Source organism: Marimonas lutisalis (assembly GCF_005434965.1).
In the GTDB taxonomy this organism is placed as follows: domain Bacteria; phylum Pseudomonadota; class Alphaproteobacteria; order Rhodobacterales; family Rhodobacteraceae; genus Marimonas_A; species Marimonas_A lutisalis.
In genome coordinates this window covers 903,884-915,976 of sequence record NZ_SKCI01000002.1, presented here as the reverse complement: position 1 = coordinate 915,976, position 12,093 = coordinate 903,884, and the positions used below count along the sequence as shown (strand labels likewise).

The window sequence follows — 12,093 nt, the reverse complement described above, 5'->3', positions numbered from 1 at the left end:
CCTAGCCCCCCATGCGGGCTTCGATCCGCTCGACCATGCTGGCCGGCACCCTGGGCTGGGCCAGCTGCGTCAGGATCCGCGTGCGCACGTCCTCGGGCATCCGCGTGTTGGCCTCGACGAACGCGACCAGCTTCGCCCGCCGCTCTTCGCTCAGTTCCAGCATCTGCGGTTCGTCGGCCTGTGCCTCCGGCCCCGTGCGCAGCGGCCGCACCTTGATGCCCGCCCCCAGAAGCGGCGTGCGGTTCGCCACCACCTCGCGCCCGGCCAAGGCGTCGGCCCGCACGATCACATCGTCGCCCTGCCGGCGCAGCAGCGTTACAGGCACCTCCTCCAACCGGTCCTCGGGCCCCAGCACCAGTACATCGCCATCCGGACCCAGCGCACCCGACGGAAGCACGATCACGCCCTCCAGCGGCGCCTCGTCGATCTCGACCGTCACGAAATCCCCGGGCTTCAGGCCGCGCGCGTCTTCAAGCCGCGCAAATACCAGCCGCCCGGTCTGCCCCTCGCCAACCGAAGCACTGGCGCGCGACAGCGTGCCTGTGGCCGTCAGGTCGATGCCGAACACGTCCAGCTTGGCGCGTACCGGCGCCGGGCGCAGCTGGCCGGCCTCATCCAATAGCCGCACATAGCCACGTGTCGGCAGGCGAAACGCCACTTCCAGAGCGGTGCGGTCCACCAGTTGCGCCAGCCGTTCGTTTGGCGACACCAGGCCACCTTCGACCACGCTCACCCCGGTCAGCGTGCCGGCGAACTCGGCCCGGATCTCGGTATCGGCCAGCGTGCGTTGGGCCTCGTCCAGCGCGATCTTCGCGCGCGCCATCCGGGTTTCCGCCAGATCGCCCCGCGCCTCGGCCTGGGCGATTGCCTGCCGCCGCGCCAGCACCGCCGCGCGCGCCGCACTCGCCGCCAGTTCAGCGGTCTCCACCGCAGCATCGGTGCCCACGCCACGGGCGCGCAAATCCTTCTGCCGCGCGAAGGCCCGCTCGCGCAGCGTCGCCTGTTCCTCGGCCGCCGTCAGCTCATCGCGCGCCAGCGCAAGGGCACGCGCCGCATCGCGCAGCTCGGCCTCGGCATCGCTCAGATCGGCCTGCGCGCGCTCCCGCGCGGCCAGCGCATCCGCCGGGTCGATCTTCACCAGCAAAACCCCAGCGTTTACCTGCCCGCCCTCGACAAAACTGTCGGCCAGGTCCACAACCGTGCCACCCACGGCGGCACGGATATCCAGCATGCGCCGACTTTCTACCTCGCCATAGGCCGTCAGCACCGGCGCCACCGTGCCCGGCTCTGCCACCACCACGTTCACCGCAAAGACGCGCTCGCGGTTCTGCGGCACCCGCGCCTCGCGCGCCATGCGCGCCTCGATCGCCTGCTCAACGATGTAACCGGCATACACCAACACTCCCACCGTCAGTGACAGCAGGAACAGGCCGGTCAGGCTCTGACGCAAAAATCGCATTGCAACGGGCCCTTCATGCAACCCCAGAAACACCGATCGGCAAGTCTAGCGCACCGCGCCGATTTGCCAAGCCACAGGCGCTCTACGAGACCGCGACACTTTTCCGTCGCGCCGAGGGATCAAAAATCGTCCAATTGCAGCAGTGTACGGCGGAAATTCTCAATCAGATCAAATTGTTCCACCTGCGCCCGGGTAAGAAAAGCAAACCCGGCCCCCTCGTTCAGCCGCACCTCAGCAGGCTCCAGCCGCCGTTCAAGCACGAAAACGTGCACAAGCCCGCCCGACAGCGCCTGGCTGGCAAAGCGCACATGCGGCCGCACCGCGTCGCCGTCGATGTCAACGCCGGTCTCCTCGGAAAACTCACGCCGCGCCGCCGCCTCCAGCGTCTCGCCCGGCTCCACCGCGCCACCGAAAAACCCCCACTTGCCAGGCGAGGCGATCCGCGCAAACCCGTCGCGCAGCTGCATCAGCGCCCGGCCTCGCCCATCGCGCGCCAGCACCGAGGCCCCCCGCCAGGTCACCACGTCCGGCAACGGGCCCAAGGTGCGGAATTCTTCTGTCATTTCCGCCTCAGGTGCTCGTCCAGCCGCGGCATGATCTCGACGAAGTTGCAGGGGTAGTGGCGATAGTCCAACTGGTATTGCAGGATCTCGTCCCACGCGTCCTTGCAGGCCCCCGGGCTGCCCGGCAGGGCAAACAGATACGTGCCACCGGCCACGCCACCCGTCGCCCGGCTCTGCACCGCGCTGGTGCCGATTTTCTGCATGCTGACGATGGTAAAGACCGTAGCAAAGGCCTCGATCTCCTTTTCATAGACGTCGCGATGCGCCTCGACGGTCACGTCGCGGCCGGTCAGGCCCGTGCCCCCGGTCGAAATGATCACGTCCACATCATCGCGCGCGATCCATTCGCGCAGCTGGTCGGCGATCTGGTCACGCTCGTCGCGCACGATCATCCGGTCGGCCAGCACGTGGCCCGCCGCCTCGATCCGGCTGACCAGCGTCTCGCCCGAACGGTCTCCGGCCATGTCGCGCGTATCCGATACGGTCAGCACCGCGATCCGGACCGGAATGAAATCCTTGCTCTCGTCGATCCGTCCCATGTCGCTCTCCCTTACATCTCGAACCAGTTGGGCACCGGCCCAAGGTTCACAACATCGCATTTGCCGATCCGGCCCCGCTCGCCCCAGCAATCATGCACATGCCCGCACAGCGCGAGCCGCGGCTGCACCCGTTCGATCGCTTCGCGGATCGCGACCGAACCCACCGACACCCCAGTCGATGTTCTGTCGGCAACGTCTTTGGGCGGTGAATGGGTGATCAGGATATCGGCCGCCTCGCAGCCTGCAAGCATTGCCGCCGCGTCCGCCTCACCCAGATCGCAGGACCAGGCGCCAAACGGCGTTTCCGGCACCCCGTATCCCAGGCCGAACAGTTTCAGCTCGCCCAGCTCGCACCCCTCGCCATGCAGCACCACCGCACCGTCCGGCGCGGCATCGCGCAACTCCTCGGCGCTCTCTGCATTGCCCGGCACCATGACGAAAGGCGCCGCGATGGCGGCAAACCCGGCCATCGCCTCGCGCAGGCCCTGCCTTGCATTGCAGAAATCACCTGCGCCGATCACCAGGTCGGCGCCCTCCGCGGCCGCCACCAGTGCCCGCGTCGCCTTCGCGCTCGCATGCACATCCGAAAATGCCAGAATCCTCATCGCCTTGCCCCCTGCTGCACGCCCATCATCGCGTCCGTGCCCCGGGCCCGCAACCTACTCCGCGGCGGAATAGGTCTGCGCCAGGCAGACCGGCAGGCGCGGCTTGCTCAACATCCGCTCGAACAGCTCCGTGCCCTCGGGTTTCAACATGTCTTTCAGTTGCCCGACATATTCGGCGCTTTTGTTACCCTCCGCCGGGCAGGGCATCGGGCGCGCCCCGGCCATCGCCTCGGCCATCAGTTCGGCCGCGGCCTTGCCGCCCTCGAACATGCCGTTCTCGGCAACAAACCCCGCCGCCTGCTGCGCCAACTCCGACAGGCGCGCCACTTCGCTCTCGCTCAGCGTGCCACCGCATTGCTCGGCAAAGGCCATGGCGTTGACCAGCGTGTCGAACCCACAGCCCGCCGGGCCCAGCCCCGACTGGTCAAACCCCATGAAATTCACCGCGCCGTTCTTCATCTCGCGGGCGATCACCGTCACCGGCCCGGGCAGTTCCAGCACACGCTCGTCTTCCGACACTTCGCGTACCTGGTCGGCAAAGGCCTCAAACAGCGCGGGATAGTCGATCTCGAACGCGCCCGCCGGCGCCGCCGCCAGCATCGCGCACAGGGTTACCGCTTTCTTCATGTCCCAGCCTCCAGTCTCGCCTTCAAACTCAGCAAATCAGCCCACGCTTCGCGCTTGGCTCCGGGTGTTCGTAATAGATAGGCCGGGTGAAACATAGGTAAAGCAGGGCGGCCAAATGCCTCAGCCCACTGCCCGCGCAGCCGCGTGATCCCCCGTTTACCCAGGCAGGCCTGGCAACTGATATTCCCCATCAGCACGATCACCTCCGGCGCGGCCAGCTCCACATGCCGCTCCAGAAAGGGCAGCATCATCACGATCTCCTCGGGCTTCGGGTCGCGGTTCTGCGGCGGCCGCCACGGCAACACGTTGGTGATATAGACCGGCACTCCCTCACCCGCACGCGCCATGCCGATCGCCGCCAGCATCCGGTCCAGCAACTGCCCCGCACGGCCGACGAATGGCCGGCCCTCGCGGTCCTCGTCGCGGCCCGGCGCCTCGCCGATAATCATCACGCGCGCGCCGGGCTGCCCATCGGAAAAGACCAACTGCCGCGCCCCGCGTTTCAGGTCGCAATGCTCAAAGGCCTCCATCGCCGCGCGTAGCGCGGGCAGGTCCTGGGCTGCCGCCGCGGCCTTGCGCGCCGCGTCCACCGGGTCTGGTCCTGCAGGCGCAGCACGCGGCGCGGCAGCCGGGGCCGCCTGGGCCGGACGCGCCGCCTTTACGGTCGCCGCCGGAGCCTTGTCGGGCAGATCATAGCGATCCACCGGCAGATCGCCGATGGCCTCGTTCGCGCCCAGCGCGACCTGCCAGTCCAGCGCCGCCAGCGCCGCGTGATATGCCTCCGATTCCATGCCTGCACCCTAACGCAACCATGCCGCGGCCTGAACAGGTCAAATCGCCCGCAAATTCCGCACCCCGCCACACCACTCTTTCTTGGTGAAAATACTCAACATGCCTGCCCCCACCAACGCGCCACGCGGCGCAATTTCAGCCCCGGACGCGCTGGCCGGTGCCGGGGTGGGTGGGTGGGCGGCGCCGGTCAGCGCGTCCCCTCTCCCTGATGCTAGACTCCCCTTCGCCCACTGCCTATAACCGGCGCGATCAAACGGCCCGATCACGAAGGGAGAGAGGCGATGAGCTTTCCACACCGGCATCTTCTGGGGATCGAGCCGCTCTCGCCCTCCGACATCACCGCCATTCTCGACCTGGCCGAGCAGTATGTCGATCTGAACCGCGCCGAGATGAAACATTCCGACGCGCTCGCCGGGCTCACCCAGATCAACATGTTCTTCGAAAACTCCACCCGCACCCAGGCCAGTTTCGAACTCGCCGGCAAGCGGCTGGGGGCCGACGTGATGAACATGGCGATGCAGGCCAGCTCGATCAAAAAGGGCGAAACACTCGTTGACACCGCGCTCACGCTCAACGCCATGCATACCGATCTGCTGGTGGTCCGCCACCCCAATTCCGGCGCCGTCGACCTGCTCAGCCAGAAGGTCAACTGCGCCGTGCTCAATGCCGGCGACGGACGCCACGAACATCCTACCCAGGCCCTGCTCGATGCGCTGACCATCCGCCGCGCCAAGGGCCGCCTGCATCGCCTCTCCATCGCGATCTGCGGCGACATCGCCCATTCCCGTGTCGCGCGCTCGAACATCCTGCTTCTCGGCAAGATGGAAAACCGCGTCCGCCTCGTCGGTCCGCCCACCCTCCTGCCCAGCCAGATCGACCAATTCGGGGTCGAGGTCTTCCACGACATGCGCGAAGGCCTGCGCGATGTCGACGTGGTGATGATGCTGCGACTTCAGAAGGAACGTATGGATGGCGGCTTCATCCCTTCGGAACGCGAATATTTCCACCGCTACGGCCTCGACGCCGAGAAACTGGCCTGCGCCCGCGATGACGCCATCGTCATGCATCCCGGCCCGATGAACCGCGGCGTCGAGATAGACGGCGAGATCGCAGACGACATCACCCGCTCGGTCATCCAGGAACAGGTGGAAATGGGCGTGGCCGTGCGCATGGCGGCTATGGACCTTCTGGCCCGCAACCTGCGCGCCGCGCGCGACAAGCGCGCCAAGGGGGTCATGGCGTGAGCACCGTGATCGAGATCCCGGCAGACGAACACGGCGTCATACGCCTCTTCGCCGTCGATCTCGAAGGCGACGCGGCGCGCCGCTTCAACCGCCGCAACGGCACATGGCCGCTGCGCGACGCGCTCGGCGCTGAAACGCTCGATCCCGCCCATGTCGAATGCTTTGATCTGTCCGATCTCGCGGGGCTCGGCCTATCCGGCTATCTCGATGAGGGCCTCGGCGTGCCCACATCCGAGCTTTCGGGCCTGCGCCCAAGGCTCGACGCGCTGCGTGGCTGGGTCGCGGTGATCACTTCGCGCGCCTTCGCCGGCGTGTCGCAGCGCCTCACGCCCCGCCCGCCCCTGCGCCTCATCGCCACCCTGCACGAAGAGCGCCCGCCGGTGATCTTCGAACGTCTGCCCTCCGAGGCCGCCAAGGGCCGGCTCTCGGCGACCGGCACAGCCCCCGCACCGACGCGCGGGCGCGGCTGGATCGCGCCGCTTCTGCTTGTCCTGGCCCTCGTCGCGCTGGCCGCGTTCATCTTCACGGTGACGCGATGACCCAGGTCAAACCCGTCCCAGCTCGCATTCCCGAAACCCCGATGCTCGACGGCGAAACCCTGCTCGCCCGCTGGCAACCGCGCTTCTGGCTCTTCGCGCAGCGCTCGCTCCTTCTCGGCTTCGTCACCGCCCTGGCGCTCTCGGGCTTCGGCTTCCTCGTCTGGTGGCAATGGCTCCTCGCCCTGCCGGTGCTGACACTCGTCTACATCTTCGTCTTCGACGATCTCGCCACCTGGGTGCGCCATCGCGGCGAACGCTGGTATCTTACCTCCATGCGGCTCATCTTCGAAAACCATGAAAGCCCCGAGGACCACGCCGCCATCCCGCTCGCCTCGGTCGCCTGGGCAAAACCGTGGTTCTGGTGGAGCCTGCGCCTCGGTCTCGACAGCGGCACTGCCACCTCGATCCGCTATATCCCACAGCCGCGCGAGGCCCGCCGCCGCATCCTCGCGGCCCGCGCCGCCGCCACAGGAGAAAGCGATGCCTGAAACCTCTGCCGACCTGAAATATACCAACACGCCCACCACCCCCCTGGCCGAGGGCGAAGAGGTTCTGGCCAGTTTCCAGGCCGATCGCGCCACGTACAGGCGCGATCACGCCACCATGGCGGCCATCGCCATGGCCGTCGGCATGGCCATCCTCTGGGTCATCGGCAACCCGCATGTCTGGACCGGCGCGATTGGCGGTCTCGCCGCAATCGTTCTGCGCGGCTGGTATGTCGCCTCGGACGAGCTTTCGGTCCGCTGGGACCTGACCGATCGCCGCCTCATGGGCCCCGGTACCCGCACCGTCGGCCTGCGCGAGATCAAGCAGATCAACACGCTCGGCTCGGCCGTGCAGGTGGTCACACTCACCGGCGACAAGCATCTCATCAAGTATCAACCCGACGCCAAGGCCACCAAGGCGCTCATCGAGCGCGTTCAGGCCGGTGGGCGTCCCCCGGCGCAGTGACGCAATTCCAAAGGCAAGCCATATGAAGACCCTGTTCACCAACGCCCGCCTGATCGACCCCGAGGCCCAGACCGATGCGCCCGGGTGGCTCCTTGTCGTAGATGGGAGCATCGCCGCGCAGGGCGACGGCGAGGCTCCACAGGCCGACGAAATCGTGGATTGCGGCGGCAAATGCCTGGCCCCCGGCATCGTCGATATCGGTGTGAAGGTCTGCGAACCCGGCGAACGTCATAAAGAGTCCTATCGCTCCGCCGGGCTGGCCGCGGCAGCAGGCGGCGTGACCACCATGGTCACCCGCCCCGATACCCTGCCCGCCATCGACACGCCCGAAACGCTCGAATTTGTCCGCCGCCGCGCGAACGAGGCCGCGCCGGTCAACGTGCTGCCCATGGCCGCCCTCACCAAGGGCCGCGAGGGCCGCGAAATGACCGAGATCGGCTTCCTGCTCGATGCCGGCGCCGTGGCCTTCACCGATTGCGACCGCGTGGTCAGCGACACTAAGGTTTTTTCCCGCGCGCTCACCTATGCCCGCTCGCTCGGCGCGCTGGTCATCGCCCATGTGCAGGAGCCGATCCTGTCGAACGGCGCCGCCGCCACCAGCGGCAAGTTCGCCTCGCTGCGCGGCCTCTCGGCGGTCACCCCCATGGCCGAGCGCATGGCGCTCGACCGCGACATCGCGCTGCTGGAAATGACCGGCGCGCGCTACCACGCCGACCAGATCACCACCGCCCGCGCCCTGCCCGCGTTGGAGCGGGCGAAAAAGAACGGGCTCGACATCACCGCCGGCACCTCCGTCCATCACCTCACCTTGAACGAACTCGACGTCTCCGACTACCGCACCTTTTTCAAGGTCAAGCCGCCGCTGCGCTCCGAAGAAGACCGCATGGCCGTGGTCGAGGCGGTGCGCACCGGCCTGATCGATACGATCTCGTCCATGCACACCCCGCAGGACGAGGAATCCAAGCGCCTGCCCTTCGAAGAGGCAGCAAGCGGCGCCGTCGGGCTGGAAACCCTGCTGCCCGCCGCTTTGCGCCTCTACCATTCCGAACACCTCACCCTGCCGCAACTCTTCCGCGCGCTCTCGCTTAACCCGGCCCGCCGCCTTGGCCTCGCCGCCGGACGGCTGGCCGCCGATGCCCCGGCCGATCTCATCCTGTTCGATCCCGACGCGCCCTTCGTGCTCGACCGGTTCGGGCTCAACTCGAAATCCAAGAACACCCCGTTTGACGGCGCCCGCATGCAAGGTAAGGTGCTGGCGACTTTCGTCGGCGGAGAAAAGGTGTTCGGCTGATGCCCGCGATCGAAACAAGTTTTGCCACCCTCGGCCTCTGGGCGGTGATCGGCTACCTTCTGGGGTCGATCCCCTTTGGCATGGTCCTGTCACGGCTGATGAAACTGGGCGACCTGCGCCAGATCGGCTCGGGCAATATCGGGGCCACCAACGTCCTGCGCACCGGCAACAAGGCCGCCGCCGCGCTCACGCTGCTGCTCGACGGCGGCAAGGGGGCGCTGGCGGTGATCGCAGGGCGGATGATCGTGGGCGAGGACGCGGCGCAGATCGCGGCGCTATTCGCCTTTCTCGGCCATTGCTTCCCGGTCTGGCTCAACTTCAAGGGCGGCAAGGGGGTTGCCACCTTCCTCGGCATCATGCTGGCGCTCGCCTGGCCTGCCGGGATCGCCTGCTGCCTGACCTGGCTCGCCACCGCTGTGATCAGCCGGATTTCCTCGCTCTCGGCCCTGGTCGCTGCCGGAAGTTCAACCGCCTGGCTGCTGATCCTCGATCACGGCACGGCATTCTTCCTCGGCGTGGCGCTCACGATCCTCGTCTACCTGCGCCACAGTGCCAACATCGCCCGCCTGCGCGCCGGGACCGAGCCGAAGATCGGCCAGAAATAGGCGTTCTCTGTTACCAAAATCCAACCCCACCGTGCGCTGTGCCGTTAACGCTTTGGCCCGTATCGGGCGGGCGATTCCGCCGGCAGCCGGATGTCAGCCGGGCGGTGCACGCAAATCATACACCCGTTTTCGGCCTCAAACCGGTTAGGGAAGGTTAAGATCGCTCAAACTTCCGTTTACGAAATCAATAGGCGTATTCGTCGTAGATCCGGCTCAGATCGCCGTTCCAGTCGCCGTGATAGCGCTCCAGCAACTCGTCCGCCGGCACCTTGTTGTCGGTCACGCTGTCCTCCAGCGCATGCAGGAAATGCCGCTCGTCCGGCACCATGCCCCCCGCGCCCGGTACCGCGCGGGCCCGCAACCCCTCACGCGCGATTTCCAGCACGTCACGCGCCAGGTCACGCATGTTCAGGTTGCCCACCTGCGCCTGCAGACCGTCCTTGCCGGCCGCTACGCGCAGCGCATCGCGCGTTTCCGCGTCCCAGCCCTTGACCATGTCCCAGGCCGCGTCCAGCGCGGTCTGGTCATAGGTCAGGCCAACCCACAGCGCTGGCAACGCACACAGCCGCCGCCACGGCCCGCCATCGGCCCCGCGCATCTCGATGAATTTCTTGACCCGCGCCTCGGGGAAGATCGTCGTCAGGTGATCGGCCCAGTCGCTCAGCGTCGGCGTCTCGCCCGGCAGCGCCGGCAGCTTTCCCTTCAGGAAATCCCGGAAACTCTGGCCCAGCGCGTTGATGTATTTGCCATCGCGATAGACGAAATACATCGGCACATCGAGCGCGTATTCGACCCAGGCCTCGAACCCGAAACCGTCGTCGAACACGAAGGGCAGCATGCCCGTGCGCGCCGGATCGAGATTCTGCCAGATATGCGCGCGCCACGATTTCCAGCCGTTGGGCTTGCCCTCGAAGAAGGGCGAGTTGGCAAAGAGCGCCGTCGCCACCGGCTGAAGCGCCAGCGCAACGCGCATCTTCTGCACCATGTCCGCCTCGGAACTGAAATCCAGGTTCACCTGCACGGTGCAGGTCCTGTACATCATCGCGGTGCCCAGTGTGCCGACCTTGCCCATGTAATCGGTCATCAGCTTGTAACGCCCCTTGGGCATCATCGGCATCTGCTCATGCGTCCATTCCGGCGCGGCCCCAAGGCCGATGAAGCCTACACCCACCTTGTCGGCGATATCCTTGACGTCCCGAAGGTGCGCGTTGACCTCGTCACAGGTCTCGTGGATCGAATGCAGCGGCGCGCCCGACAGCTCCAGCTGCCCGCCCGGCTCCAGGCTCACATTGGCGCCATCCTTTTCCAATCCAACGATATTTTCGCCTTCATAGAGCGGCTCCCAATCGTGAAGGTCGCGCAGGCCTTCCAGCACCGCCAGGACCGACTTTTCGCCCCGGTAGGGAATCGGCAGATGCGTATCCTTGCAATAGCCGAACTTCTCGTGCTCGGTGCCGATCCGCCAGTCTTCCTTGGGCTTGCAGCCCTCGGCCAGGTATTCGGCCAGTTGTTCATGGCGCTCGATCGGACCGCCGCCGGACTGGGGAATGGACATGCAGAAGTACTCCGATCTGTTCGCGTATCAACGAAAGGAGTGCGGCGAAAGAAACCCAGTGTCAATGCAGCCGCGCGACGTCATGTTGCCAGATAACGAATTTTTGCGGCACCCGCGCGGCCGAGGCCGCGGCGACCTCGCGATACTGCGCGCCAGGAAACTGTGCGAGTGCATCGAGAAGTTTCTCCGCACCGACGGCCGAGGCCGGAATACGCGCCCGCCGCCCGTCAGCATCGGTAAATTCCCAGAAAAACTCGCCCTCCGCCGTGTCTCCCTGCGCATCGATCTCGATCCGCCGGATCGTGGACAGGGGAATGACCACGCCCCCTTCCGGCAGAAAATAGCGAAGTTCCGCTTCGTCCAGATCGACCACCCCGGCCCCGCCGCTGCGCGGGCGCACCCGCGCACGCTGCAATCCCGCGATCAGCAGGCCAAGCCCGATCACCAGCACAGGCCAGCCGACCCATGACAGGATGCCCTGCGCCGCCAAGGCCCAGTTGGCCCCAAGCGCCGTGATCACCGCGCCCAGCAACACCTCGCGCCAGCGCCACAAGGCAGCGCGCGCTTCTGGCCGGACGAAGCTCACCGCCAGTCCCCCAACTGCATCTGCCACAGGGTCATTGCCGCCACCGCCGCCGTATCCGCGCGCAGGATCCGGGGCCCAAGGGCAACCGGATGCGCAAACTCCAGGGCCTGCAACCGGTCTCGTTCTGCTTCGGAAAATCCACCCTCCGGCCCGATCAGGATGGCCCACGGCCCGGCATCTTGATTTGCTTTCAGAACGGGCGAGCCACCGGCCAAAGCCTCGTCGCAGAACATCAGTTGCCGGTCCTCCGGCCATCCCTGCAGCAATCGATCCAGCCGCTCCAGCTCCCTGACCTCGGGCACGAAAACGCCGCCGCATTGCTCGGCCGCCTCGATCACGTGGGCCTGCAGCCTGTCGCGGCGGATCCGCTCGGCATTGGTGAATTCTGTCTGTACGGGCCGGATTTCACGCACCCCCATTTCGGCCGCCTTCTCGACAATGAAATCCGTGCGCGCCTTCTTGATCGGCGCGAACAGAAGCCACAGGTCCGGCGGCAGGCTCTGCACTTGTGTCTGCTCCTGACACAGAAGCTTACCGCCGCGTTTACCTTTCTCAACAATTTCGGCCCGCCATTCACCATCCTGCCCGTTGAACAGCAGAACCTGCGCCCCTTCATCCTGCCGCATCACCCCGAACAGATAATGCGCCTGGTCGCGTTCCAAAGGAACCGTTTGCCCTTGGCCCAACGGGTGCTCTACATACAGTCTGATCTTTGCCGCTTTCATAGGCCCGACAAT

15 protein-coding genes are annotated in these 12,093 nt (G+C 66.4%); 6 read left to right on the top strand and 9 right to left on the bottom strand.

Translation table 11 applies throughout. From position 1 onward, the window contains the following. Position 1 precedes the first annotated feature (1 nt). The 6 genes from E0501_RS12635 to E0501_RS12610 form a co-directional block, all read right to left on the bottom strand. A complete protein-coding gene (locus E0501_RS12635) occupies positions 2-1,459 on the bottom strand; it encodes an efflux RND transporter periplasmic adaptor subunit (RefSeq protein ID WP_137701695.1) in 1,458 nt (485 codons plus the stop codon). 119 nt (positions 1,460-1,578) lie between these two features. Continuing rightward, positions 1,579-2,022: an NUDIX domain-containing protein gene (locus E0501_RS12630; protein ID WP_137701694.1), complete on the bottom strand. Its 444-nt coding sequence runs from the start codon at positions 2,020-2,022 to the stop codon at positions 1,579-1,581. Beyond that, positions 2,019-2,561: a molybdenum cofactor biosynthesis protein B gene (moaB, locus tag E0501_RS12625; RefSeq protein WP_137701693.1), complete on the bottom strand. Its 543-nt coding sequence runs from the start codon at positions 2,559-2,561 to the stop codon at positions 2,019-2,021. The genes E0501_RS12630 and moaB overlap by 4 nt, the downstream gene beginning before the upstream one ends. Positions 2,562-2,572: 11 nt before the next feature. Then, on the bottom strand, positions 2,573-3,166 hold the full coding sequence (locus E0501_RS12620) for a metallophosphoesterase family protein (protein WP_137701692.1): 594 nt from the start codon (positions 3,164-3,166) through the stop codon (positions 2,573-2,575). Positions 3,167-3,220: 54 nt separating this feature from the next. Beyond that, on the bottom strand, positions 3,221-3,793 hold the full coding sequence (locus E0501_RS12615; protein ID WP_137701691.1) for a hypothetical protein: 573 nt from the start codon (positions 3,791-3,793) through the stop codon (positions 3,221-3,223). Beyond that, positions 3,790-4,584 carry a uracil-DNA glycosylase gene (locus E0501_RS12610; protein ID WP_137701690.1) on the bottom strand — a complete coding sequence of 265 codons (795 nt, stop codon included), beginning with the start codon at positions 4,582-4,584 and terminating at the stop codon, positions 3,790-3,792. The genes E0501_RS12615 and E0501_RS12610 overlap by 4 nt, the downstream gene beginning before the upstream one ends. A 282-nt stretch (positions 4,585-4,866) precedes the next feature. Here E0501_RS12610 and E0501_RS12605 point away from each other — a divergent pair, with 282 nt between their 5' ends. From E0501_RS12605 to plsY, 6 genes are read left to right on the top strand one after another with little or no spacing between them, the layout of a single operon-like run. After that, on the top strand, positions 4,867-5,829 hold the full coding sequence (locus tag E0501_RS12605) for an aspartate carbamoyltransferase catalytic subunit (RefSeq protein ID WP_137701689.1): 963 nt from the start codon (positions 4,867-4,869) through the stop codon (positions 5,827-5,829). After that, positions 5,826-6,368, top strand: a complete 543-nt coding sequence (locus tag E0501_RS12600; RefSeq protein WP_137701688.1) for a hypothetical protein — start codon at positions 5,826-5,828, stop codon at positions 6,366-6,368. Before E0501_RS12605 ends, E0501_RS12600 begins: the two co-directional genes overlap by 4 nt. After that, a complete protein-coding gene (locus tag E0501_RS12595; protein WP_137701687.1) occupies positions 6,365-6,856 on the top strand; it encodes a hypothetical protein in 492 nt (163 codons plus the stop codon). Before E0501_RS12600 ends, E0501_RS12595 begins: the two co-directional genes overlap by 4 nt. After that, the gene (locus tag E0501_RS12590) at positions 6,849-7,319 is read left to right on the top strand and encodes a hypothetical protein (RefSeq protein WP_137701686.1); all 471 of its coding nucleotides are present in this window, start codon (positions 6,849-6,851) and stop codon (positions 7,317-7,319) included. Before E0501_RS12595 ends, E0501_RS12590 begins: the two co-directional genes overlap by 8 nt. Positions 7,320-7,341: 22 nt before the next feature. Then, positions 7,342-8,610 carry a dihydroorotase gene (pyrC, locus tag E0501_RS12585; RefSeq protein WP_137701685.1) on the top strand — a complete coding sequence of 423 codons (1,269 nt, stop codon included), beginning with the start codon at positions 7,342-7,344 and terminating at the stop codon, positions 8,608-8,610. Next, positions 8,610-9,215, top strand: a complete 606-nt coding sequence (plsY, locus tag E0501_RS12580) for a glycerol-3-phosphate 1-O-acyltransferase PlsY (protein WP_137701684.1) — start codon at positions 8,610-8,612, stop codon at positions 9,213-9,215. The genes pyrC and plsY overlap by 1 nt, the downstream gene beginning before the upstream one ends. 184 nt (positions 9,216-9,399) lie before the next feature. Here the strand turns inward: plsY and E0501_RS12575 are convergent, their stop codons facing one another. The 3 genes from E0501_RS12575 to E0501_RS12565 all read right to left on the bottom strand — a co-directional run bounded on the left by E0501_RS12575 (position 9,400) and on the right by E0501_RS12565 (position 12,081). Then, a complete protein-coding gene (locus E0501_RS12575) occupies positions 9,400-10,770 on the bottom strand; it encodes a glutamate--cysteine ligase (protein ID WP_137701683.1) in 1,371 nt (456 codons plus the stop codon). 61 nt (positions 10,771-10,831) lie between these two features. Beyond that, a complete protein-coding gene (locus E0501_RS12570) occupies positions 10,832-11,356 on the bottom strand; it encodes a hypothetical protein (RefSeq protein WP_137701682.1) in 525 nt (174 codons plus the stop codon). Next, complete coding sequence (locus E0501_RS12565) at positions 11,353-12,081, bottom strand: 16S rRNA (uracil(1498)-N(3))-methyltransferase (RefSeq protein ID WP_137701681.1); 729 nt, start codon at positions 12,079-12,081, stop codon at positions 11,353-11,355. Before E0501_RS12565 ends, E0501_RS12570 begins: the two co-directional genes overlap by 4 nt. Positions 12,082-12,093 lie beyond the last annotated feature (12 nt).

Bases quoted from the DNA above. Each gene is read 5' to 3' on its own strand.
- E0501_RS12635 (WP_137701695.1), bottom strand. From the start codon at position 1,459: ATGCGATTTTTGCGTCAGAGCCTGACCGGCCTGTTCCTGCTGTCACTG.
- E0501_RS12630 (WP_137701694.1), bottom strand. From the start codon at position 2,022: ATGACAGAAGAATTCCGCACCTTGGGCCCGTTGCCGGACGTGGTGACC.
- moaB (WP_137701693.1), bottom strand. From the start codon at position 2,561: ATGGGACGGATCGACGAGAGCAAGGATTTCATTCCGGTCCGGATCGCG.
- E0501_RS12620 (WP_137701692.1), bottom strand. From the start codon at position 3,166: ATGAGGATTCTGGCATTTTCGGATGTGCATGCGAGCGCGAAGGCGACG.
- E0501_RS12615 (WP_137701691.1), bottom strand. From the start codon at position 3,793: ATGAAGAAAGCGGTAACCCTGTGCGCGATGCTGGCGGCGGCGCCGGCG.
- E0501_RS12610 (WP_137701690.1), bottom strand. From the start codon at position 4,584: ATGGAATCGGAGGCATATCACGCGGCGCTGGCGGCGCTGGACTGGCAG.
- E0501_RS12605 (WP_137701689.1), top strand. From the start codon at position 4,867: ATGAGCTTTCCACACCGGCATCTTCTGGGGATCGAGCCGCTCTCGCCC.
- E0501_RS12595 (WP_137701687.1), top strand. From the start codon at position 6,365: ATGACCCAGGTCAAACCCGTCCCAGCTCGCATTCCCGAAACCCCGATG.
- E0501_RS12590 (WP_137701686.1), top strand. From the start codon at position 6,849: ATGCCTGAAACCTCTGCCGACCTGAAATATACCAACACGCCCACCACC.
- pyrC (WP_137701685.1), top strand. From the start codon at position 7,342: ATGAAGACCCTGTTCACCAACGCCCGCCTGATCGACCCCGAGGCCCAG.
- plsY (WP_137701684.1), top strand. From the start codon at position 8,610: ATGCCCGCGATCGAAACAAGTTTTGCCACCCTCGGCCTCTGGGCGGTG.
- E0501_RS12575 (WP_137701683.1), bottom strand. From the start codon at position 10,770: ATGTCCATTCCCCAGTCCGGCGGCGGTCCGATCGAGCGCCATGAACAA.
- E0501_RS12565 (WP_137701681.1), bottom strand. From the start codon at position 12,081: ATGAAAGCGGCAAAGATCAGACTGTATGTAGAGCACCCGTTGGGCCAA.